General features: G+C 35.8%; 19 protein-coding genes. 13 read left to right on the top strand and 6 right to left on the bottom strand.

What is annotated here, in order from left to right; genetic code table 11:
• Window positions 1–10: 10 nt before the first annotated feature.
• The 4 genes from CRT24_RS18525 to CRT24_RS18510 all read right to left on the bottom strand — a co-directional run bounded on the left by CRT24_RS18525 (window position 11) and on the right by CRT24_RS18510 (window position 2,781).
• Window positions 11–1,390 carry a rhodanese-like domain-containing protein gene (locus CRT24_RS18525; RefSeq protein ID WP_099372584.1) on the bottom strand — a complete coding sequence of 460 codons (1,380 nt, stop codon included), beginning with the start codon at window positions 1,388–1,390 and terminating at the stop codon, window positions 11–13.
• Between the two features lie 42 nt (window positions 1,391–1,432).
• Window positions 1,433–1,741 (bottom strand): rhodanese-like domain-containing protein, encoded by a 309-nt coding sequence (locus CRT24_RS18520; protein WP_099372583.1) that lies wholly within the window; start codon window positions 1,739–1,741, stop codon window positions 1,433–1,435.
• Between the two features lie 74 nt (window positions 1,742–1,815).
• Window positions 1,816–2,229 carry a DUF6691 family protein gene (locus CRT24_RS18515; RefSeq protein WP_099372582.1) on the bottom strand — a complete coding sequence of 138 codons (414 nt, stop codon included), beginning with the start codon at window positions 2,227–2,229 and terminating at the stop codon, window positions 1,816–1,818.
• A 3-nt stretch (window positions 2,230–2,232) separates the two neighbouring features.
• Window positions 2,233–2,781 carry a YeeE/YedE family protein gene (locus CRT24_RS18510; protein ID WP_099372581.1) on the bottom strand — a complete coding sequence of 183 codons (549 nt, stop codon included), beginning with the start codon at window positions 2,779–2,781 and terminating at the stop codon, window positions 2,233–2,235.
• A gap of 161 nt (window positions 2,782–2,942) precedes the next feature.
• Here CRT24_RS18510 and CRT24_RS18505 point away from each other — a divergent pair, with 161 nt between their 5' ends.
• Both CRT24_RS18505 and CRT24_RS18500 read left to right on the top strand, forming a co-directional pair.
• Window positions 2,943–3,731 (top strand): sulfite exporter TauE/SafE family protein, encoded by a 789-nt coding sequence (locus CRT24_RS18505; RefSeq protein WP_099372580.1) that lies wholly within the window; start codon window positions 2,943–2,945, stop codon window positions 3,729–3,731.
• 161 nt (window positions 3,732–3,892) lie between these two features.
• The gene (locus tag CRT24_RS18500; protein ID WP_099372579.1) at window positions 3,893–4,207 is read left to right on the top strand and encodes a DUF4342 domain-containing protein; all 315 of its coding nucleotides are present in this window, start codon (window positions 3,893–3,895) and stop codon (window positions 4,205–4,207) included.
• 61 nt (window positions 4,208–4,268) lie between these two features.
• Here CRT24_RS18500 and CRT24_RS18495 read toward each other — a convergent pair whose 3' ends face one another.
• Window positions 4,269–4,739 (bottom strand): Dabb family protein, encoded by a 471-nt coding sequence (locus CRT24_RS18495; RefSeq protein ID WP_257214091.1) that lies wholly within the window; start codon window positions 4,737–4,739, stop codon window positions 4,269–4,271.
• 567 nt (window positions 4,740–5,306) lie between these two features.
• Between CRT24_RS18495 and CRT24_RS18490 the strand changes: the two genes are divergently transcribed.
• From CRT24_RS18490 to CRT24_RS18475, 4 genes are all read left to right on the top strand, one after another.
• Complete coding sequence (locus CRT24_RS18490; protein WP_257214090.1) at window positions 5,307–10,508, top strand: translocation/assembly module TamB; 5,202 nt, start codon at window positions 5,307–5,309, stop codon at window positions 10,506–10,508.
• Window positions 10,498–12,795: a BamA/TamA family outer membrane protein gene (locus CRT24_RS18485; protein ID WP_099372577.1), complete on the top strand. Its 2,298-nt coding sequence runs from the start codon at window positions 10,498–10,500 to the stop codon at window positions 12,793–12,795. Before CRT24_RS18490 ends, CRT24_RS18485 begins: the two co-directional genes overlap by 11 nt.
• Window positions 12,796–12,929: 134 nt before the next feature.
• Window positions 12,930–13,874, top strand: coding sequence for a malate dehydrogenase (locus CRT24_RS18480; protein WP_099372576.1), 945 nt, complete (start codon window positions 12,930–12,932; stop codon window positions 13,872–13,874).
• A 19-nt stretch (window positions 13,875–13,893) separates the two neighbouring features.
• Complete coding sequence (locus CRT24_RS18475) at window positions 13,894–14,346, top strand: retropepsin-like aspartic protease (RefSeq protein ID WP_099372575.1); 453 nt, start codon at window positions 13,894–13,896, stop codon at window positions 14,344–14,346.
• Here CRT24_RS18475 and CRT24_RS18470 read toward each other — a convergent pair.
• A complete protein-coding gene (locus tag CRT24_RS18470; protein WP_099372574.1) occupies window positions 14,313–15,542 on the bottom strand; it encodes an MFS transporter in 1,230 nt (409 codons plus the stop codon). The two genes, CRT24_RS18475 and CRT24_RS18470, sit on opposite strands and share 34 nt — an antisense overlap.
• A 278-nt stretch (window positions 15,543–15,820) precedes the next feature.
• Between CRT24_RS18470 and fsa the strand changes: the two genes are divergently transcribed.
• The 7 genes from fsa to rpsJ all read left to right on the top strand — a co-directional run bounded on the left by fsa (window position 15,821) and on the right by rpsJ (window position 23,544).
• Window positions 15,821–16,480, top strand: coding sequence for a fructose-6-phosphate aldolase (gene fsa / locus CRT24_RS18465; protein ID WP_099372573.1), 660 nt, complete (start codon window positions 15,821–15,823; stop codon window positions 16,478–16,480).
• An 86-nt stretch (window positions 16,481–16,566) separates the two neighbouring features.
• On the top strand, window positions 16,567–17,031 hold the full coding sequence (locus CRT24_RS18460; protein ID WP_099372572.1) for a Fur family transcriptional regulator: 465 nt from the start codon (window positions 16,567–16,569) through the stop codon (window positions 17,029–17,031).
• 537 nt (window positions 17,032–17,568) lie between these two features.
• Complete coding sequence (gene rnr, locus CRT24_RS18455; RefSeq protein WP_099372641.1) at window positions 17,569–19,698, top strand: ribonuclease R; 2,130 nt, start codon at window positions 17,569–17,571, stop codon at window positions 19,696–19,698.
• Between the two features lie 317 nt (window positions 19,699–20,015).
• Window positions 20,016–20,429 carry a 30S ribosomal protein S12 gene (gene rpsL, locus CRT24_RS18450; RefSeq protein ID WP_002993550.1) on the top strand — a complete coding sequence of 138 codons (414 nt, stop codon included), beginning with the start codon at window positions 20,016–20,018 and terminating at the stop codon, window positions 20,427–20,429.
• A 15-nt stretch (window positions 20,430–20,444) separates the two neighbouring features.
• Window positions 20,445–20,912 carry a 30S ribosomal protein S7 gene (gene rpsG / locus CRT24_RS18445; protein WP_099372571.1) on the top strand — a complete coding sequence of 156 codons (468 nt, stop codon included), beginning with the start codon at window positions 20,445–20,447 and terminating at the stop codon, window positions 20,910–20,912.
• Between the two features lie 126 nt (window positions 20,913–21,038).
• Window positions 21,039–23,162: an elongation factor G gene (fusA, locus tag CRT24_RS18440; protein ID WP_099372570.1), complete on the top strand. Its 2,124-nt coding sequence runs from the start codon at window positions 21,039–21,041 to the stop codon at window positions 23,160–23,162.
• 76 nt (window positions 23,163–23,238) lie between these two features.
• A complete protein-coding gene (gene rpsJ / locus CRT24_RS18435) occupies window positions 23,239–23,544 on the top strand; it encodes a 30S ribosomal protein S10 (RefSeq protein WP_013667229.1) in 306 nt (101 codons plus the stop codon).
• The last annotated feature ends 185 nt before the right edge of the window (window positions 23,545–23,729 follow it).

Genomic DNA, 23,729 nt, shown 5'->3' with positions numbered 1-23,729 from the left:
CTCAAATATACTATTTAGTAGTTTCTTTACCTTGTTTTTTCCAATCCAAGAAACTACCAGCGTAGTTATATACTTTGTCAAATCCATTTTTCTCCAGATATGAGGCTGCGATAGTTGCTCGGTCTCCAGATTGACATTGGATTATGATTTTTTTATCTTTAATATCATTAGGTAATGATTTTCTGAATGATCCGACAAATCTATGATCCGCTCCAGGTATATGTTCTGCTTTAAATTCAGATTTACCACGAACATCTAATAAGACAGTATCTTCATCGTCTTTCATAGACTCCACTTCATCAGCATCTACTAATTTCGTCTTTTCTAATTCTGCGTCATCTATATTGGTTATAAAACCTTTGATATTATCCAATCCAATTCGCATTAATTTGCGAGTAATTTCTTCTTGATTACCATCATCAGTAATTAATACCAGGTTTTCATCATAGCCAATCATCCAGCCAGCCCAATTTGCGAGTGAGTTATTATTCTGAATATTGATAGAACCTTTAAGATGTCCTTTTGCGAATTCTGATTTATGACGAGTATCTATTAATGTAAGGTCATTTCTCTTAGCAATATTATCCAAAGATAATGTTGGGTGTTGAGGAACTTCCACCAACAAAGGACGGTCTATTTTATTCAGTTTCTTCATCATTGCGAAATAAACTGGAGCTTCAGGTTGATCACTTAAAAGGTAGTTCTTAAATCCTTCATAATTATCACCAAACTGGAAGGCCCAATTTCTGATTTTTTCATATCCTACGGTACTGCTAGGAACGGCTCCTAAAGCTTTACCACATGCTGAACCTGCACCATGACCTGGCCAAACCTGAACATAATCTGGCAATGCAGCGAATTTTTTCAATGATTCAAACATTTGTTCTGCACCGATCTCCTTGGTTCCGACCATACCAGCCGCTTCCTCCAAAAGATCTGGCCTACCAATATCTCCAACAAAAACAAAATCACCTGTGAAAATCATAACAGGCTCATTAGAAGCAGGATGATCTCTTAAGACAAAACTGATACTTTCAGGCGTATGTCCTGGTGTATGTATCACTTCTAGAGATAGATTGCCGACCTCTATTTTATCTCTTTCCTTTAAACCGATATGTGGAAATTCATATTGCCAGTTTTCACCACCTTCATCTGATAGGTACAAGTCTGCGCCTGTGACCTCTACGAGTTCTCGTGAACCTGCTAAGAAATCAGCATGAATATGTGTTTCTGCAACATGAGTTATTTTCATGTTGTTCTGCTTTGCAATCTCCAAATAAGTGTCAATATCTCTTTTTGCATCGATTACAATCGCTACATTTTTCGCCTGGCAACCTATAAAGTAGCTTGCCTGGGCTAAAGTTTTATCATATACTTGTTGAAAAAACATAGATTATCTTTTATGTATTTATTTCTAATTAGTTAATGTCTTTTATTTCTCGTTCTGTACCCAATTAAGGTATCCTCCCTGTAGGTCATAAACTTCACTTGCTCCTAATCCTATCAATATATTTGCTGCCAATTGAGATCTTACTCCAGATCTACAATATAGATATATAGGTTTTTGAAAGTTTATTGATTGTTTTGCTAGTTCTTCGAAATCAGGAGACTGAACATTGAGAAGTTGGGCATCCTTGATTTTTCCCAACTCATATTCCATTTCTGTTCTAACATCTAGAAGTTGAACATCTGGCATTTCTATCTGAGCTTTATACTCAGGCAATGATAATATTTTAATCATAACAACTGGTTTAATATAACAAAGCTAATCCACTAATCCATATAATTCCGCTACTTTTGTTACACATCATACTCTTAATGAGGCAATTTATCTTTTACCAATCCATATAAGTAGGTTCCTAGGATAGCGAATCCTGCCACGATCAACATAGGATATACTCCTGCTCCAATTAATACAAAGATTGGTCCCGGACAAGCACCAATTAATGCCCAGCCTAATCCAAAAAGTATACCACCTATCAAATACCGCGGAATTGATTTTGCTTTAGGAGGTATGACGATCTGGTTACCATCAATGTCCTTTGATTTTTTACGTTTTAAATATTGAACTGCAGGTAATCCTATTAACAATGCTGTTCCCATAAATCCATACATATGAAATGACTGAAAATTAAACATTTCATAAATCCTAAACCAAGACGCTGCTTCTGCTTTATACATAGCCATTCCAAATACAACGCCCAATAATACATATATTAATTTTCTCATGTCTTAAAATATAAAAGGGAAGAACACATGAACCATAAGTAATCCACCAATAAAAAATCCGATAACTGCTATTAAAGAAGGTAATTGTAAGTCACTCAACCCTGAAATTGCATGTCCTGACGTACATCCACCAGCGTAACGTGTACCAAAACCAATCATAAGCCCCCCTACTGATAGCAATATTAAATTTTTGATATTCATCGTTTTAAATATTTCTGACGGTGCATATTCTTTGCCTGCACTCTCAAATCCTAGCTCATTCAACTTTGCTACGGTTGCTTCTGAAATTTGAGGGACTTGATTGTTTGACAAGAAATGTGCTGATAAAAACCCGCCAATAACGGCACCTACTAAAAAAAGCAGATTCCATTTCTGTTTTCGCCAATCAAAGTCAAAGAAACTGCAGGAATTACCTGCTCCCAATGCAGAACAGATGTTTCTAAAATTGGAAGAAAATCCAAAACTCCTGCCTAATAAAATTAAGGCAATCATAACAAGGGCAACAATGCCTCCTCCAACGTACCAAGGCCATGGCCCCATAATTAACTCCATATCATAAATAATTTATTGAAACAAAGATAAAGTGATAAGATATCGTTTACAGTAACCAATGTTACCAAAAATTGAACAAACTAAATGAGAATGAGTTCTGTAACTAAAGTGACCAACTCTGGATATTCTTTCCTTCACCTTTGTAAAAAGAAAATTTAGGAATGGAAATATTTGGATATCTTTCAGCAATTGCAATTGGTATATCATTGGGATTAATAGGTGGAGGAGGCAGCATTTTAACTGTGCCAGTCCTTGTTTATTTATTTCATGTTGAACCACTTATGGCTACCTCATACTCTTTATTTATTGTTGGCACAACCTCCTCTGTAGGTGCTATTCCTTATTTCAAATCTAAATCCATAGATTTTCAAACTGCATTATATTTTGGTTTGCCTTCTATTATCACCGTATTTCTGACAAGGCATTACCTTTTGGATCTTATTCCTGAAACTTTCATGCTTACTAGAGGTTGGGAATTTGACAAGAATCAAGCGATCATGTTATTATTTGCTGTATTGATGGTATTTGCAGCATATAAAATGATTAAGGGTAAGGCGAGTGAAGAGGTTAGTAAAAATAGCAAAGGGAATATTTTCTCCTTGATCATTCAAGGATCTTCTGTCGGATTAATCAGCGGATTAGTTGGCGCTGGTGGCGGCTTTTTAATTATTCCTGCCTTGATTATTTTTAATCACATGAGCATGCGAAATGCCGTAGGGACCTCTTTAGTTATAATTGCATGTAATTCTTTATTCGGGTTTATAGGAAACTTGGATATACAGCGAATAGATTGGCACTTTTTACTTACAATATCAGTGATTGCTATAATTGGAATAATCATTGGTGCAAGAATGAGCCAGAAAATTGATGGTAAAAAATTAAAACCTGCATTTGGTTGGTTTGTTTTAATCATGGGATTAGTGGTCATTATACAGGAGCTCATAAAATAAAGATTAGTTGAGACGAGTTTCACCGATATTTTGGAGGTAATTACCGAAAATTTATATTGATTGACCTAATCTTATACTTGTTAGCATGATACAAGTATTATCTTTGAATATAAAGATTAACGGAGTGCAACAAATTGTATATCAAATAAAAACTAACAACTATGTCAATTAAAGAAACATTCTCGGTAACGGGAGAGAACTTATTAAAAAGAATCAAAGAATTAATTGCTGAAGGAAACGTTACGAAAATCAGCATTTCTGATAAACACGGGAAAGATATCATGAGCTTTCCAGTAACCCTAGGAGTGATCGGAGTAGTCTTAGCTCCAATTTTTGCTGCTGTTGGCGCTTTAGCTGCTTTGCTTACAGAATGTAAAATTACTGTAGAACGCACAGACAAAACTGCCGAAAATGAAGGTGAAGAAACTCCAAAAACTGAAGAAAACACTCAAAGTACTGATATTGAAGTACACTAATTTCTTAGATTTTTTACTGAACAAAGAAGCCCCAGCAGTCGCTGGGGCTTCTTTTATTTTTTTAAATTAAGATGGCGTCCTTAACCTGAACTTTTGTCCAATATTTACTGTATTTATCAATAGCTGCCAAGTGATCCGGATGCACTTCATAATTGTTGATATCATCCATGCTTTCAAATGTCACAAATAATAGGTATGAAAATGAATTGTCTACTACATCTCTTTGATGTGTAGGAGCAGGTTTTCCAACTTTCAAAGATTTTACGGACGGTATAGTTCTTAATGCCTCGAAAAAGTTCAAGAAATCTTTGTCTTCTTCTGGTGTTATACCTTCTTTAAGCCAAAAATAAACTGAGTGCAAAATTAAGCCAGTAGATAATTCATCAGTTTGTGTTGCTGTGTTACTCATATTTTCATTGTTTGTTGTTTGATTATCAGATTTATTTTGGGAATTTTCATTGGCACAAGAACTCAAGAAAGCTCCGGTGCCCGCACCTACAATTAGACTTGTAATAAAGTTTTTTCTATTCATGTTATAATTTAGATTGATTGAGGAATTTAAGATACTAATTTTCAGCCTTAAAATGGCTATTGAAATAAAAATTTGTGATTATTTGCTGAAGTTAGTTTTGATGGCCGGAAAATATTACAAATCTATCAAAAGTAGCGTTTAAGCTATGTTTATATAAAGAAATTTAAATAACTATAGTGCAATTATATTTAAATTATAATAAATAATAATTTCAACTTACCTAAATCAAAATAGTTAATGTAAACAAATTGATTATTAATAGAATAAGCGGCACATTCCTTGCTTGAATTTGGTGTATGTCAATAAAGAAATAAAGGGTTTTTTCCTTTTCAAAGTATATATTTGCATGAAAATAATGCCGCAATTAAATTGATTTATTTTTAAACAAAAGTTGCCTAAAGGTGTTAAGTAAGGATACATTAATAATTATTAAAGGATATATATCAGGCTTTGAATAGATTTGGTCGAATCGTATTAAAAACAGTCTTGTGGATAATTGGTTCCATAATAGCATTACTTTTACTATTAGTTTTTTTAATTCGCTTACCCTCAGTACAAAATTATGTAGTGGGAAAGGTTTCGAATTACCTTGAGAATAAATTAGGAACTCAAGTTGATATTGGCCATATTTATATTAATTTCCCAAAAAAGCTGGAATTAAACAATGTCTTCTTTGCTGATCAATCTAAAGATACCTTATTAGCGGGTGAATCGTTGATGGTTGACATCAATATGTTCAAGTTATTAAAAAATACTGTTGAGATCAATGAATTAGAGTTGAAAGGAATTACTGCCAAGATTAACCGTAAACTCCCTGACAGTAGTTTCAATTTTGATTACATCGTCGCAGCCTTTGCAACAGAAAAAGAAAGCACTCCTACTGCTGACTCAACTTCTGCTCTAACTTTCGATATAGATAAAGTATTATTTGAAAATATAAAATTCAAATATAAAGATGATGTTATAGGAACTTCGGCTGATATTTTTCTAAATAAATTCAATACTAGAGTAACTAAATTTGACCTTACTAATAATATGGCATTCGGTATGCCGGATGTAAAAATTGATGGTCTATCTGCCAGCATTACTCAATGGCAGGTCATCACAGGTCAAGATTCTGTTAAAGCATCTGATTTCGGAATCACGGACAAAACTGTAGAAACCACTAGCTTACTTCCAGATATCGATATCAAAACATTAGATTTAAAGAATATTTTGGTTCGATATCACGACAAAGCGATCAACATGGAAACTAAGTTTGATATCAAAAACTTAGCTGGTAATGTCGAACAAATAGATTTAAACAAAGAAATTGTAAAATTGAAGGAAATAAAATTATCTGATTCTGATTCAGAGGTTTTATTTGGCAAAACTACTCAGGAGCATACTTTTGATGACGAAGTTGATACCACGACCACTTCCATGAATTGGCAGGTTTCGGTAAATAAGCTCGTCATTGAAAACACCAATGTTTGGTATAAGGATGATAACCAACCTCGTACTAAAGGAATTGACTATTTTAATCTTAAGCTTACGGACCTTGCTGGCGCAATGGATGATGTTTATTACTCTTCGGATTCCATTTCAGGTAACCTAAAGGGTTTAACTGTTGCAGACCATTCAGGCTTTAAACTAAATCAGCTCAAAGGAGATTTTGTTTATACCAATACAGGAGCAACCATTAAAGACCTGTTATTGGAGACTCCGAATACATTGATACGTGATGAGATTGAAATATCATACCCTTCCTTGGATGCAGTTTCCGAAAATCCTTCTGCAATGACTATCAATGCGAATATCAAGAAAAGTCATATTGACATGAAGGATATTAGATTTTTAGCACCAGACTTAGAAAAAGAAGAAGTAATGAAACCATTAATGACCAAAAAATTCTACATAGATGGTCGTGTAATGGGTAAATTAAATGATTTACGAATCCCAAGGTTTGAATTCAAGACATTAAACAATACGCATCTTATTGCTACAGCTCACATCAAAGGGTTACCTGACATGGATAAACTCTATATTGATTTAGATCTGAAAAAATTGGTGACAGGTAGAAATGATCTTAATCAACTTATTGCACCTTCATTGATGCCAGACAGCATTCAATTACCAAGAAATATCAGCTTGGCAGGAACATTCAAAGGAGGAATGACGGGCTTTGATGCTAATATGAAGCTGATAACTGAACAAGGTAATGCTACAGTTAATGGAAAATTAAACATGGGCAGAGACACCACTTACAATGCCTTTGTAACTGTAGATAATTTCAATTTAGGTGAATTTTTAAAACAAGATTCTGTTTTAGGCTATGTTTCAGCTCAAGCGCAGGTGAATGGTACAGGTTTGAATCCGAAAACTATGGACGCGGATGTTGTAGGAACTCTGAATCAATTTGATGCAATGGGTTATAGTTACAAAAACATTGAATTTGATTTGACAGCAAAATCCGGAGATATTGCAGGAACCCTGCATAGCCCTGATCCAAATATTGACTTAGATGCCAATATCCAGGCTGATATGCGTGGACAATTTCCAAAATTATATGCTGAAATGATGATCGACAGCATTAATTTCAAAAATCTTAAGCTGATGGATCAGAATGTGAGATATCACGGAAAGATTATAGCAGATTTTGAAACCTTGGATTTAGATAATCTTAATGGCTCACTTTATGTCACCAATTCATCTATAGCATATGAAAAAGATCTATATGCTTTGGACACCGTTGCTTTAACAGCACAATCTGATACCGGAAAAAATACAATAATATTAAGCTCAGAGTTTTTAAATGCCCATTTGACTGGGGATTATAAATTAACTGAATTAGGATCTTCTATTCAGGATATTATTCAAACATATTATAATCCTACGGGTCAACATGTCAAATATGAATATTCGCCGCAGCAATTTGAGTTTTCTGCGCGATTAAATCATTCAAGAATTATTAGAGATTTTCTTCCGGACTTGACGGAAATGCAAGATGTTACCCTCGATGGTACTTTTAATAGTGCTGATCATAACCTAATGGCCAAACTGCTAGCGCCGAAAATTACCTATGCAGGCACAGAAATCGAGAATGTCGGATTGGATATTATTACTGCGGATAGTACAATGTACTATAATGCTTTGATTGGTCATATATTGGTAAATAACATTGAACTACGAAACACAGTTATGAGTGGTAGCGTCGTAGAGAACAATGTGGACTTTGGTTTATGGATCAAGGATAAAGAAGATAAAGAGCAATACCATTTAGGAGCGACAATGCAAGTTGCTAATAATAGTTACAATATTTCCTTGAAAGAGGACGGATTGATGTTGAATTATGAAGATTGGGATATTGAGCCTAATAATGTAATCAGTTTTGGAGACCGTGGTGTTCGAGCGTCTGGATTTATCTTGTCCAATGATGGCCAAGAATTAAGGATACAATCTCAAGATTCAACGTTCAATTCACCTGTTGATCTAAACTTCAACAACTTTAGGATTGAAACCATTACTGAAATGCTGCAATCTGAAACATTGAAACTTGGCGGTGGAATAAACGGAAATGCTACTGTTTCAAGATTTGAGTCTACACCAGTATTTGTTTCAGACTTGACAATAGATAAATTTTTCTTTGGTACAGATACCATTGGTAATGTCGCATTGAAAGTTAATAACATCAAGGAAAATACATATTCTGCTGATGTTAGAATTACGGAAAATGGAAATGATGTTCATTTAGTGGGTGATGTAATCTCTCCACCAGAAGGAGATATGCAAATTGATGCTACTCTAAATCTGAATCCAATGCGGATGAAGACAATCGAAGCATTCAGTTTAGGGAATTTACGTGACGCACAGGGAGATTTAGAAGGTACTCTTAAAATTACCGGTACTACCTCTGCCCCACGGATAAATGGAGAACTAACATTCCGCGACGCTATCATAAATGCTTCGATGTTAAACTCTAACATGAAAGTTGACAATCAAAAGATTTATTTCAACGATCAAGGAATTACTTTCAGACAATTTAATTTAGTGGATTCTAAAAACAACGTTGCTAGGTTAAATGGTACCATAAAAACATCAACTTATACAGACTTTGTTTTTAACCTGAATTTAACTACCGACAACTTTGAGGTGATGAATTCTACCCGATTGGATAACGACCTTTTCTTTGGAAAAATGTATGTTACCTCAAACTTGAGAATCACTGGTGATTTAAATAAACCAAGAATCGATGGTAATGTTAAAGCTAATGACAATACTGATTTCAACTTTATAGTTCCTAATGAAGATCCGGGTGTAGCACAGCGTGAAGGTGTGGTAAAATTTGTTGATAGAAGTGATACGGCTAGGGCAAACGTTTTTGCGCAGTTAGATTCTATGACGACTGTTTCGAACACCCTATCAGGATACGACATAGCTTTGAATTTAACTACAGACCCAGATGCTAAGTTTAAAGTAATTTTAGATGAAGGAACTCAAGATGCATTGAATATCCAAGGTATTGCTGAAATCAATACAAGTATTGATGCCAACGATAAGATAACGATGTCAGGAACTTTCACCGTAGAGAAAGGTGACTATACTTTCTCCTTCGGTCCAATTTCTAAAGATTTTAGTTTCCAAAAAGGTAGTACAATAACCTGGAATGGGGATCCATTAGATGCAAGATTGGATATCACGGCGGTTTATACTGGTAAATTTGCAACATTAGAATTGGTTCAGAACCAAATTTCTTCGGAAAGCCAAAATTTATATAAACAACGTGTTCCGTTTAATGTCCTATTGAAACTTACAGGTGAATTATTCAAGCCTCAAATAAATTTTGATATCGATCTAGATGAAAACAATGCAATTGTTTCTCAAGATGTAGTAAGTAAAGTAAATATTGCTCTTTCAAATTTACGTGAAGACCCAGCAGAACTGAACAAACAAGTTTTCTCTTTGATTGCTTTAGGAAGATTTATGTCTGCAAATCCATTTGAAAGTTTATCTGGTGGAGGTACTGAGGCAATGGTAAGAAGCACAGTAAGTTCATTCTTGACCGGGCAGTTAAACAACCTGGCTTCAGATCTTATCAAAGGAGTTGAGTTGGATTTCAACTTAAATTCTGAAGAAGATTATTTGACAGGTAATGCTCAGACCAGAACAGATTTAAATGTTGGTATTTCTAAAATGTTGTTTGATGACAGGTTAAAAATCACCATCGGTTCTAATTTTGAGGTGGAAGGTAACACACGTCCGGGTGAAAAAGCTTCAAATATTGCTGGCGACATTTCTCTTGATTATCAATTATCTAAAGATGGTCGATACTTTGCTCGTGTCTACCGCAAAAACCAATACCAAGCGACTTTACAAGGTCAATTTGTGGAGACCGGTATAGGTTTTATCATCAATATGAGCTATAATAGATTTAGAGAATTATTCATGAACTCTAAGGCATTGCAGGAGTATTATAATACCGATAGTCGTGGTTTCAGAAGGAGATTTGATGTTGACAGGATGGAAACAGATTCTGTATACCGTGATTCGGTAAGAATGGTTATCCGTGACAGCTTAATGATCCATAGCCCTGAGTTTAGAAAAAGAATGGAAGAAAGAGAGCAAGAAAGAAAACAGGAAGAGCTAAAGAATCAAGATAGTACAATAAATCCTATTGATTCTACAAGAAGAGATACAACAAATAGAGATACAACGAACAATCAAATAATTGAACCAAATAAATCTGCTATTAAAAACGAAGAAGAAGAAGGAGGCAACAATGAAAATTAAACAGTTTCTGGCCTTTTCTATAGGGTTATTGCTTATTTCAAGTTGTAATCCAACCAAATATGTTGCTGAAGGCGATAAATTCTATAAGGAAGGGGATGTTGTAATCCATAATGATACAATAGCAAAAGAGCGAAAAGAAGGATTTGAAAGTTATTTGGAGGAAGCATTATTGCCGAAACCGAACAGTAAAATCTTAGGAGTTTATTTCAAGGTAGGATTATGGAATATGGGCGGGGGTCCAGACACCAGCAATAATTTTATCAGGAGATGGTTGAAAAAACAAGGCCAAGAACCTGTTTTATTAAGTGATGTAAACCGTGAATATAACGAAAACCTACTCCGCAATAAGATGGAGAATCTTGGTTTCTTTACAGCTCGGGTTACTTCAGACACATTGATTGATGGCAAGATGGCGACCGTTCGTTATGATGCATTTCCAGGAAAGATTTATCGTATAAATGAAGTAAAATTTGAAGTTGACAGTAATACTAGATTTGGTAATTCTATTATGGCAACTAAAAATGAAAGTTTATTAAGGCCTGGAAACAATTACAATTTGGACGTTATCTTAAATGAAAGGGACAGGATAGACAATAAATTGAAAGACCAAGGATATTATTATTTCAGTCCGGACAATTTATTAGTAGAAGTAGATAGTACCATTGGCGATAATAAAGTCAATATGTACATGACTGTCAAACCCGAAACGCCAAAGCAGGCAAAAGAACCACAACATATAGGTAATGTCTACGTATTTGCTGATTATAAAGAAACTAGTGGATCCAGGAGACGAATACCTCGTAGTGTCAAGAAGTACGATGATAAATTTTATATTATTGATCCTGAGAATAAATATCGGAAGAAGGTATTAGCGAATCATCTATTCTTAGAACCAGAGCAGATGTACAACCGCTGGAATCATAATATGACTATCAACCACTTAGTAAATTTAAACACATTTAAATTTGTTAAGAATGAATTTGTCGACAGTCCTGATTCTACCAACCATTTAGATGTTTATTATTATTTGACTCCGATGGAAAAGAAATCTATTCGATTCGAGCTAGTTGGTAAGACCGCAGCTGTGTATAATGGTACGGAAGTAAATGCCAATTGGACATTGAAAAATGCATTTAAAGGATTTGAGACTTTAACGGTTTCCTTATTTGGGGGTTATGAAACACAAACTGGAGGTAATGTAAATTTAAATTCAAGCTATATCCGTTATGGTACTGAAGTTTCAATTACATGGCCACGTTTACTTTCTCCATATAAATGGGCTCCTAGCAAACAATATATTCCAAAAACATTTTTAAAAGCAGGTTACGAGTTCTTGAACCGTAGGACAGCCTATACTTTGAATTCCATGACCTTGAACTATGGTTATGCTTGGAAAGAGAACCAACAGAAAGATCATAATTTAACCTTGGCAGAGATTATTTATGTTCAGCCTCGCGGTATTTCAGATGAATATAGGGCACAGATGGACACCGTTCCAACACTGAGACATATTGTTGACCCTCAGTTCTCTTTCGGTCCAAACTATGTTTACACCTTCACGAATACCATGGAGAACAAAAAGCATACTTTTTATGCAAAAGCAGGCCTAAATACTTCAGGTAACATTTTAGGATTGATTCAAGGAGCAAATTACAATGAGGGGAATGTTAAAGAATTATTTGGCACACCATATTCTCAATTTATAAAAGCTGAAGCTGATTTGAGGCATTATTTAAAAATAACACCAACCTCTACCCTAGCGTCACGTATAATGATTGGTACCAGTTATTCATATGGTAACTCCCGTTCATTACCTTATTTAAAACAATATTACACCGGTGGTCCCAATGGATTGAGAGCATTCAGAGCACGTGCTGTAGGACCAGGTTCATCACTCCCAGAAAACCTAGGTGAGGAAAATTTCTTTGCAGACCAAACGGGTGACTACAAATTGGAATTGAACACTGAATATAGAGCAAAGATTGCCGGCATGCTTCATTGGGCAGCATTTATCGACGCTGGTAATGTTTGGTTGCAAAACAAGGACGAGAATAAACCTGGAGGTCAATTCAGTAAAGAATTTTTAAGTGAATTAGCTGTTGGTGGTGGATTGGGATTAAGATTGGATCTTGACTTCCTAATCATACGTACAGATTTTGCAATCCCATTTAGGGTTCCATACCGTCCAAAAGACGACCGCTGGGTATTTAAATATATCGATATAAGAAATAGAGATTGGAGAAGGGAGAATTTGGTCTTCAACTTAGCAATAGGTTATCCATTCTAACAGAAAGAGCAACAATTAAATGTTGCTCTTTTTTTTGCTCAAAATTATTGAATTACATTAAATTGACGGTCCTGACGCTTCATTGACGATTATTTTTGTTAAATTTAAAGTAAATAAATATAACCCTTAACTATATGAAAATAACCGTAGTTGGAGCAGGGGCAGTTGGAGCAACGACCGCTGATAATCTTGTTAGAAGAAATGTAGCTGAAGAAATCATTTTGTTGGACATTAAAGAAGGATTTGCTGAAGGCAAGGCTCAAGACATGATGCAGACTTCTGCATTATTGGGTTTTGACTCTACTATCAAAGGTGTAACAAATGATTATTTAGCGACAGCTGGATCAACCGTTGCAGTAATTACATCTGGGATTCCTAGAAAACCAGGTATGACTCGTGAAGAATTGATAGGCACCAATGCTAATATTGTTAAGTCCGTAGTAGAAAACTTAATCAAACATTCTCCAGATATTATCATTTTAATTGTATCGAATCCTATGGATACGATGACTTACCTAGCCTTAAAATCTAGTGGATTACCAAAAAACAGGATTATTGGAATGGGTGGAGCATTGGATTCAGCAAGGTTTAAATATCAGATTTCTGACAAACTGAATGCATCAGCCAATGATCTAAATGCAATTGTAATCGGAGGTCATGGCGACACTACCATGATTCCATTAATAAAACATGCAACATGGAACAGTGTTCCAGTTTCAGATTTCTTAACAGAAGAGGAAGAGCAGGAAATTGTGAAGAAAACCATGGTTGGAGGTGCTACTTTGACTGCCTTAATTGGTACTTCTGCATGGTATGCACCTGGTGCTGCAGCAGCTGCAATGGTTGAAAGCATAGTCAGAGACCAAAACAGATTGTTTACTGCGTCAGTATATTTAGAAGGCGAATATGGACAGGAAGATATCAATGTCGGTGTTCCAGTGATTATTAACGCAAAGGGTTGGGACCGTATCGTACCTATGAATCTTTCATCAGAAGAAGAAGAGCTGTTTAAAGCAAGTGCTGACGCTGTTAGAAAGATGAATGATGTTCTTTTTGATGAGGGCGTTTTGAAGAAATAAGATAAATTTTAAATTATAAATGCAAAATATTCCATTTGAAGTCATCGGCCTGCAAGCCGATGGCTTTCATATTATTACAGAAGTCGAAATTTTTGAGAAAAAATTCAAAATGGTCATTGATACAGGTGCCTCTAAAACTGTATTAGATAAAGAAACACTGTTGAGTTCAGGGATAAATGAAGAGGAATTCTTAATAACGGACATCCTTTCTACCGGATTAGGAACCAATAATATGCAGAGTTTTATGATTACTATTCCCTTAATGAAACTCTCAGATTGGTCTACACGAAACTTTACTGCAGCAGTATTAGACTTAAGTTCAATTAATTTTGCCTATAGCCAAATAGGTTTAGACCCTGTAATAGGCGTATTAGGTGGAGATATCCTTCAATTATTCGGGGCAAAAATTGATTACAAAAAGAATACGCTTACCTTAAATCAGCGTAAATTAAATTTGAATAATTTACGTTGAATATGTAATCTCAGATAGATATAAAACCCTAATGATATTAAAATACCACACCCTCCCATTACATAGAGGGTGTTTTTTATTCCAATAATTTCCGCTACCGCACCTGTCAATAAACTTCCTATTGGGAAAATCCCTTGAAATGCCATCACATAATAAGACATTGCCCTAGCTCGGTAAGCTGGCATTGCATGCGTTTGGATATAAGTATTTATAGATGAGTTCTGCATCATCATTGCAAATGAAACAGCACCCGTAAAGAATAAAGCCGACGGCAAATAATGAGCAAATGCTAACAAAACGAGCGAAATCCCCATAAAAAATGCTGCAAACATTACTCTGTATCTCAAGTTTTCGCCTGTCTTTAGTCTCGCCATATTAATAGCTCCAATCATGGCTCCCAATCCGGCAGCACTCTCGAACCATGAAAATGTTCTTTCATCACCATGAAAAAGCTCGCGTGCCACTGCAGGAAGCAAAGATGTATAAGGAATAACCAGTAAACTTGAAAATGTTAGAATAATGATTAAGGACGCGATATGGGGAGACCTTTTTAAGTAGTTAAATCCATGGACTAGTCCTTGGAATGCACTTTCATTGGGTATAATGATCACTCTTTCCTTTACATTCATCATTAACAAACAGATGATTACCGGTATAAAGCTCACAAAATTCAGGGTAAAACAGGCCAATTCACCGTATGTAGACAGCAAAATTCCACCGATCGCTGGACCTATCATCCTTGCAGCATTAAATATGGAACTATTTAATGCAATAGCATTGGGCAAATCCTTCCTTTCATCTACCAAATTTACTAATAAAGCTTGCCTGCCAAGCACATCAAACGCATTGACTACGCCCTGAATAAAACCTAGAATTGACAAATAGAGAACTGATTCCATCTTTAAATAGACCAATAAGGCCAATAATCCGGCTTGGATCATTAATCCAAATTGAGTAATCAGAACCAGCTTATATTTTTTATGCCTATCCACGAATGCACCAATGAATGGTGACAGAACTAGCGAGGGTAAAAGAGAAATAAAAGATACAAAGCCTAGCCAGAATACGGAGTCTGTAAGTTGGTAAACGAGCCAACTTATAGCTATCCTTTGCATCCAAGTACCTAATAGAGATATAGATTGACCTATGACATGTAATCGATAATTGGGATACTTAAGAGATCTAAATATTTGCATGAAATGCGAATTCTTGTTACAGCTTTTTTAAAGATAACGGATTGTAATTCAATTTGGAAGTCATTAAATAGAAGAACTATTAAAATACTTCAATCCTTTAATTTGATAACATTAAAAGGGTGTTAATTGTTGTAACATGGTTAAAATAATTCCAGATTTGAATAATTCTATTGGTTTAGAGGGTTATAACTTCAAATCTTAAAACAATATAACTACCTTTGCATGGTCCACGCAAGAATGCTGGAATACTACAAAACAAAATTAATTCAAATACTATCATGAAATTTTTTATTGATACCGCAAACCTTGAACAAATCAAAGAAGCTCAAGATCTTGGCGTTTTAGACGGAGTAACAACCAACCCTAGCTTAATGGCTAAAGAAGGTATTTCTGGTGAAGAAAATGTAATCAACCACTATAAAGCGATTTGCGACATCGTTGATGGTGATGTTAGCGCAGAGGTTATTTCAACAGATTATGAAGGAATGATCAAAGAAGGTGAAGCATTGGCGGCATTAGACAGCAAGATTGTTGTTAAAGTTCCGATGATTAAAGATGGTGTTAAAGCAATAAAATATTTCAGCAAAAAAGGAATTAAAACAAACTGTACGTTGGTTTTTTCTGCTGGTCAAGCATTATTAGCTGCAAAAGCAGGTGCTACGTATGTATCTCCTTTTATCGGTCGTTTGGATGATATTTCAGTAGATGGCTTAGGTTTAATCGAAGAAATCCGTGAGATTTACGACAATTATGGGTTTGAAACTCAAATCTTAGCGGCTTCAGTACGTCACAGCGCGCACATATTAGGCTGTGCTAAAATCGGCGCTGATGTTATGACAGGACCATTGTCAGCAATTACAGCTTTATTGAAACACCCTTTAACGGATAGCGGTTTAGCTCAATTCTTAGCAGACCACGCTAAAGCTGCAGGTAAATAATTCAAAATTATTCACAAAATATAAAGCCCTTACATCACCATGTAAGGGCTTTTTTATTACCCAAATTTATTCCGTAAATTTATATCATGAAAGCGGAACTGAGCATGGAATTGGAGCCTGAAAAATTAGAAGAATTCAGCCAAGTTTTAAAGACAAACCAACTAAAAGTTACTCAACCAAGACTTAGGGTTTTGGACATAATTTCTACAAAAACATCAGCCATTTCACAGCCAGAATTGGAGAAGATTTTGGGCAATGAAATTGACCGAGTTACTCTATACAGGATACTGGCAAGTTTTGAAGAAAAAGGAATTTTACACAAAGTTTTTGATCTGAACGGAACGGCAACTTATGCATTCTGTTCGACCAAGTGTACCTCGGATCACCACCATGATCAGCATGTACATTTCATTTGCTCAGTCTGCAATTCTGTCTTCTGTCTCGATGAAATAGCCCTTCCAAAAATTAGCTTACCAAACAACTTTTCATTGCATTCTATTGCCATTAATGCTGTAGGGATTTGTAACTCTTGCAACAAAAAAACAACTTAAAATCTCATAAAATTTATATAAATTGCCCATGAAAATCTTTCTCCAAAAGATTTTTCATGGGCAATATTTTTACACCAAAAACGTCTGCTAAACATAATTTTTATACTTTGCTAATTTTTAGTTATAAAATTTTTAAAAGTCTTATTTATAGAGTTTTACAATATTTTGAAATACTTATTAGTTTAATGTAAAAAGTTTAGCAATAACAACCTTTAAACAGTAATTTATTCATTTTGATTTGATAATCAGACAATTACATAATTAATATCTTAATATATTTTTAGCATATTAATCATATTTAATTAATAATCAGCACTATTTATAAGCTAAAATAGATTTTATATTTATATACAAATGGGATAAAATAATTATTACCCATTTTTTTTATTTAAAACAAAAATGGGCAGTTTTCAGTATATTAGTTTCGACGACTGGAGAAGCAGAAAATAAATAACAATAATTAGATACAACGCTACCCTCCTCTCCTAGCTTTCATCGGAAAATAAAATGATGAAAGAACAGACAAAACGACAGCATATGAAATCAAGAAAAGAGAATCCTTACAAAGAAGTTTTAACCCAACTGATCGTTGATATTTTTGAAAAATCCGGTAACACCGCACTTAACTATAAACAGGTAGCAGCAAAATTAAACATCACAGACAGTGACTCCAAAGTTGCGATTTCCGACATCCTTGCAGATGGGATAAAGTCTGGTCTTTTCAACCAACCTGACCGAGGTAAATTTCAGCTCAAACAGCTCCATGTGTATGTTACAGGAAAGGTGGATATGACCGCCGATGGATCGGCCTACATTGTACCAGATGATGAGGATGAAAACGACATTTACGTGGCACCTCGAAAACTAAGGCAGGCACTGCATAATGACATTGTCAAAGTCCATGTTTATGAACGCAAGAAAGGACGCAAGCGCGAAGGGGAAGTAGTTGAGATTTTACAAAGAGCGAAGACCGATTTCACAGGTACAATCGACATTTCCAAGACCTATGCATTTTTTCAACCCGATGATAGGAAAATGCTCCATGATATTTTTATTCCATTGGACAACCTTAACGGGGCAAAAAATGGAGAAAAAGTAGTCGTTTCAATTCTTGAATGGCCAAAGAATGCTAAAAACCCTATCGGTAAAGTAAAAAACATCCTAGGTAAAAAAGGCGAGAACAATACAGAAATGAATGCTATCTTGGCAGACTTTGGTTTTCCACTGGAATTTCCCAAAGCAGTCGAAGATGCTGCAAATGCAATTTCTGATGTCATTTCGGAAGAAGAGATTGCAAAACGCCAGGATTTCAGAGGCACTACAACATTTACTATTGACCCAGCTGACGCCAAAGATTTCGATGATGCTATTTCATTCAAAAAATTGGAGAATGGAAATTATGAAATCGGAGTTCATATCGCTGATGTGTCACACTATGTGATTCCAGATACCGTTTTAGATAAAGAAGCCTTTGAAAGGGGCACATCCGTTTATTTAGTTGACAGGGTGATTCCAATGCTACCTGAAAGGCTTTCAAACAATTTATGTTCCTTAAGGCCCAACGAAGATAAATTGTGTTTTTCCGCAGTTTTTGAACTTGATGATAAAGCAAATGTATTGGAACAATGGTTTGGAAGAACTGTTATACACTCCGATCGTAGATTCAGCTATGAAGAAGCTCAAGAAATTATCGAAGGAAAAGAAGATGAACTTTCAGAACCAATATTGAAACTGAACGAACTTGCAGAAATTCTTAGAGAACGAAAATTCAAAGCTGGAGCAATTAGTTTTGAAACCGATGAGGTAAAATTCAACCTCGATGAAAATGGCAAGCCAATTGGAGTATACACTAAAGTTAGAAAAGAAGCTCATAAATTAATTGAGGATTTTATGCTCCTTGCCAACAGGAAAGTTGCTGAATATATCGGCAGACAGGGAAAAGGCAAAAACAAACTTCCATTTGTTTATAGATTCCACGATGTACCTAATACCGAAACATTGACGAACTTCTCATTGTTCGCTTCGAGGTTTGGTCACCGTCTGAGTATAAAGACTGACAAAGAGGCTGCAAAGTCCTTAAATGCATTAATGACAAAAATCGAAGGCTCCAAAGAACAAAATCTTTTGACATCACTTGCCATTAGATCTATGGCAAAGGCGATTTATACAACTAAGAAGACCTCTCATTACGGTTTGGCCTTTGATTATTACACGCACTTCACCTCCCCTATCCGTCGTTACCCAGATGTTATGGTGCATAGATTACTGCAATATTATCTTGACGGTGGTAAGAAGGTCAATGCTGAACATTATGAAAAAATGTCGGAGCATTCGTCACAGATGGAGAAAAAAGCTGCGGAAGCAGAAAGAGCTTCAGTAAAATACAAACAAGCAGAATTCTTGCAAGACCAGATCGGTGTGGAATACAAAGGAATTGTTTCTGGTGTCACAGAATGGGGAATGTACGTTGAGATTGAGGAAAACAAGTGTGAGGGTATGGTACGCCTAAGAGATATCACCGATGACTTTTACACCTTAGACGAAAAGAACTTCGCAATTATCGGTCAGAGAAAGAAGAAAACCTATCAACTCGGTGATGAGGTCCAAATCAAAGTCAAAAAAGTCGATCTTGAGAAGAGACAGATTGATTTTACTTTGATAAGCTAAGTAGACAATAGACATAAGACATAAGACAATAGAACCTGCAAGAGTTAAATTTTGCAGGTTCATTTTGTATTTGGGTATTATGTCAATTACAAAAGAAATAATGTCTGAAATCGCCTTTGAACTATTAATGGTTGAAATCGCCTGTTGGAAATAAAAACTATAATTCAAGTTGTCTCAATTCTTCTGTCTTTTGTCTTATGTCTTATGTCTATTTTCAAAAAACTTAACATACAACTCTTTACACTTTAAATTATTCTTTATATCTTTGCGGACTTAAAAACATTTTTTAACAAAATCAAAAAAAGAAAAACAGGTAAATGCCTACTATTCAACAACTAGTTAGAAAAGGTAGAGTAGCTCTGGTAGACAAGAGTAAGTCACCAGCGTTGGACTCATGTCCACAGCGAAGAGGTGTGTGTACGCGTGTATACACTACTACCCCTAAAAAACCAAACTCAGCAATGCGTAAAGTAGCTCGTGTTCGTTTAACAAACGGTAAAGAGGTTAATGCTTACATCCCAGGAGAAGGCCACAACTTACAAGAGCACTCAATCGTATTAATTCGTGGCGGTCGTGTTAAAGACTTACCAGGAGTTCGTTACCACATCATTCGTGGTGCATTAGATACTTCAGGTGTTGCAGGTCGTAACCAACGTCGTTCTAAATACGGAACAAAACGTCCTAAACCAGGACAAGCAGCAGCTGCACCAGCAAAAGGTAAGAAAAAATAAACGGAGGAAAAGAAAATGAGAAAAGCAAAACCAAAAAAGAGAATCATTTTACCTGATCCAAAGTTTAACGATGTTCAGGTAACTCGTTTCGTAAACAATATGATGGTAGACGGTAAGAAATCTATCGCCTATTCAATTTTTTACGATGCAGTTGAATTAGTAGAGCAAAAGACTCAAGAGAATGGTCTTGAGACTTGGAAAAAAGCTCTTAACAATGTAATGCCAGCAGTAGAGGTTAAATCTCGTCGTGTTGGTGGTGCAAACTTCCAAGTACCAATGGAAGTTCGTCCTGAGCGCAAAATCGCTTTAGGTATGAAATGGTTAATTTCTTACGCACGCAGACGTGGTGAAAAAACTATGTTTGAAAAATTAGCGGGGGAAATCATTTCAGCTTCTAAAGGTGAAGGTGCTGCTGTTAAGAAGAAAGAAGATACGCACAAGATGGCTGAGGCTAACAAAGCGTTCTCACACTTCAGATTCTAATTTTGAACAAAAAGAATCAAATATGTTTACACCGACTTTAGATAATAGATTTTTCCATTATCAAAGTCGGTGTATTTATTTCTAAAGAAATAACAATCAGCCAATAGGCAAACTGCAATAAATAACATGGCAAAAGATTTAAAATTAGTAAGAAATATTGGTATCGCTGCACACATCGATGCTGGTAAAACAACAACTACAGAGCGTATATTATTCTACTCTGGTGTAAACCACAAGTTGGGAGAAACTCACGAAGGTTCTGCTACAACTGACTGGATGGCACAAGAGCAAGAGCGTGGTATCACGATTACCTCTGCAGCTGTAACTGTATTCTGGAACTACCGTAACAAAAAATACCAAGTAAACGTTATTGACACTCCAGGACACGTTGACTTTACTGTAGAAGTAAACCGTTCATTACGTGTACTTGATGGTCTTGTATTCTTGTTCTCTGCGGTTGATGGTGTTGAGCCTCAATCGGAGACTAACTGGCGTTTAGCGGATGGATACAAAGTTCCTCGTATAGGTTTCGTAAATAAAATGGACCGTTCTGGTGCTGACTTCTTAAAAGTAGTTAAGCAAGTAAAAGAAATGTTAGGTTCTGATGCAGTAGCTCTTCAATTACCTATCGGTGCTGAAGATAACTTCGAAGGTGTTGTTGACTTAATCAACAACCGTGGTATCGTTTGGAATGAAGCTGATAAAGGTATGACCTTTACTGAGGTTCCAATTCCAGAGGATATGTTGGAAGAGGTTGCTGAATACCGTGAGAAATTATTAGAAGCTGTTGCTGGATATGATGAGTCTTTGATGGAGAAATTCTTCGAAGATCCAGATTCATTGACAGAGCGCGAAATCTTAGACGCTTTACGTAAAGCAGTTTTAGATAATGCAATTGTTCCTATGGTTTGTGGTTCATCTTTCAAAAACAAAGGTGTTCAAACTATGCTTGACTTCGTTATGGAGTTATTGCCTTCACCATTGGATCAAGAGGCTGTTAAAGGTACTGACCCTCGTACTGGCGAAGAGATTGTTCGTAAGCCATCTGAGTCTGAGCCATTCGCAGCTTTAGGTTTCAAAATCGCTACTGACCCATTCGTAGGTCGTTTATGTTTCACTCGTGTTTATTCAGGAGTATTAGATGCTGGTTCTTATGTATTGAACACTCGTTCAGGCAACAAAGAGCGTATCTCTCGTATCTTCCAAATGCACGCGAACAAACAAAACCCAATCGAAAGAATTGGTGCTGGTGACATCGGTGCTGTTGTTGGTTTCAAAGACATCAAAACTGGTGATACTTTATGTGACGAGAAAAACCCTATCGTTCTTGAATCAATGGTTTTCCCTGAGCCAGTTATTGGTTTAGCGATCGAGCCTAAAACTCAAGCTGACGTAGATAAATTAGGTATCGGACTTAGCAAATTAGCTGAAGAGGATCCTACATTCGTAGTAAAAACTGACGAAGACACTGGTCAAACAGTTATTTCAGGTATGGGTGAGCTTCACTTAGATATCTTGATCGACCGTTTGAGACGTGAGTTCAAGGTTGAGGTAAACCAAGGTGCTCCTCAAGTTGCCTACAAAGAGTCTATCAACGGAACTACTGAACACCGTGAAGTTTACAAAAAACAATCAGGTGGTCGTGGTAAATTCGCGGATATCAAAGTTGTTATCTCTCCTGCAGATGAGGATTGGGATGTTGTTAAAAATCCTCTTCAATTCGTAAATGAAATCGTAGGTGGATCTATTCCTAAAGAATATATCCCTTCAGTTCAAAAAGGATTCGAAGTTTCCATGAAAAATGGTGTTTTAGCAGGTTACCAATTGTCAGGTATGAAAGTTCGTTTGATTGATGGTTCATTCCACGCAGTCGATTCAGACTCATTATCTTTCGAATTAGCAGCTAAGATGGCTTACCGTGCAGCACTTCCTAAATGTTCTCCAGTATTAATGGAGCCTATCATGAAAGTTGAAGTATTGACTCCAGAGGAAAACATGGGTGATGTAATGGGTGACTTGAACCGTCGTCGTGGCCAAATGCAAGGTTTGGATTCACGTAATGGAGCTCAAGTAATCAAAGCATTAGTACCACTTTCTGAAATGTTCGGATATGTAACTCAGTTACGTACGATCACTTCTGGCCGTGCAACTTCTACAATGGAATTTGATCACTACGAAGACGCTCCTCGTAACGTACAAGAAGATGTGATCTCAAAAGCTAAAGGAAAAGTTAAAGGTCTAGAAGATTAATCTTTAGAATTAAAATAAACCGATCCCTGGTTGTTAATAGCTCTAATCAGGGATCATCTTAAAAACAAAATATATAATGAGCCAAAGAATCAGAATTAAATTGAAATCATACGATTACAACTTGGTTGACAAATCAGCTGAGAAAATCGTAAAAACAGTAAAACCTACAGGTGCAGTTGTTAGTGGTCCTATTCCATTGCCTACTGAGAAAAAAATCTATACAGTTTTACGTTCTCCACACGTTAACAAAAAAGCACGTGAGCAATTCCAATTGTGTTCTTACAAGAGATTGTTAGACATCTACTCATCTAACTCAAAAACTGTTGATGCGTTGATGAAATTAGAATTACCTTCAGGTGTAGAAGTTGAAATCAAAGTGTGATAGATTTCGATAAGAAAAAAACTAAGAGCCCATTGAAAAATGGGCTCTTTTGTTTTTTTCTTATCGAGATTTGAGATGTGAGAATTGAGATTTGAGATATTAACCGGAAAATCATTTCTCAACTCTTATTTTCCAAAGAATACTTTCTATCGCACATCTCATATCCCATTTCTCCCATTGGACCT

Source organism: Sphingobacterium sp. 1.A.5, from assembly GCF_002734235.1.
GTDB lineage: Bacteria > Bacteroidota > Bacteroidia > Sphingobacteriales > Sphingobacteriaceae > Sphingobacterium > Sphingobacterium daejeonense.
This window is presented reverse-complemented; position numbering and strand designations above follow the sequence as displayed.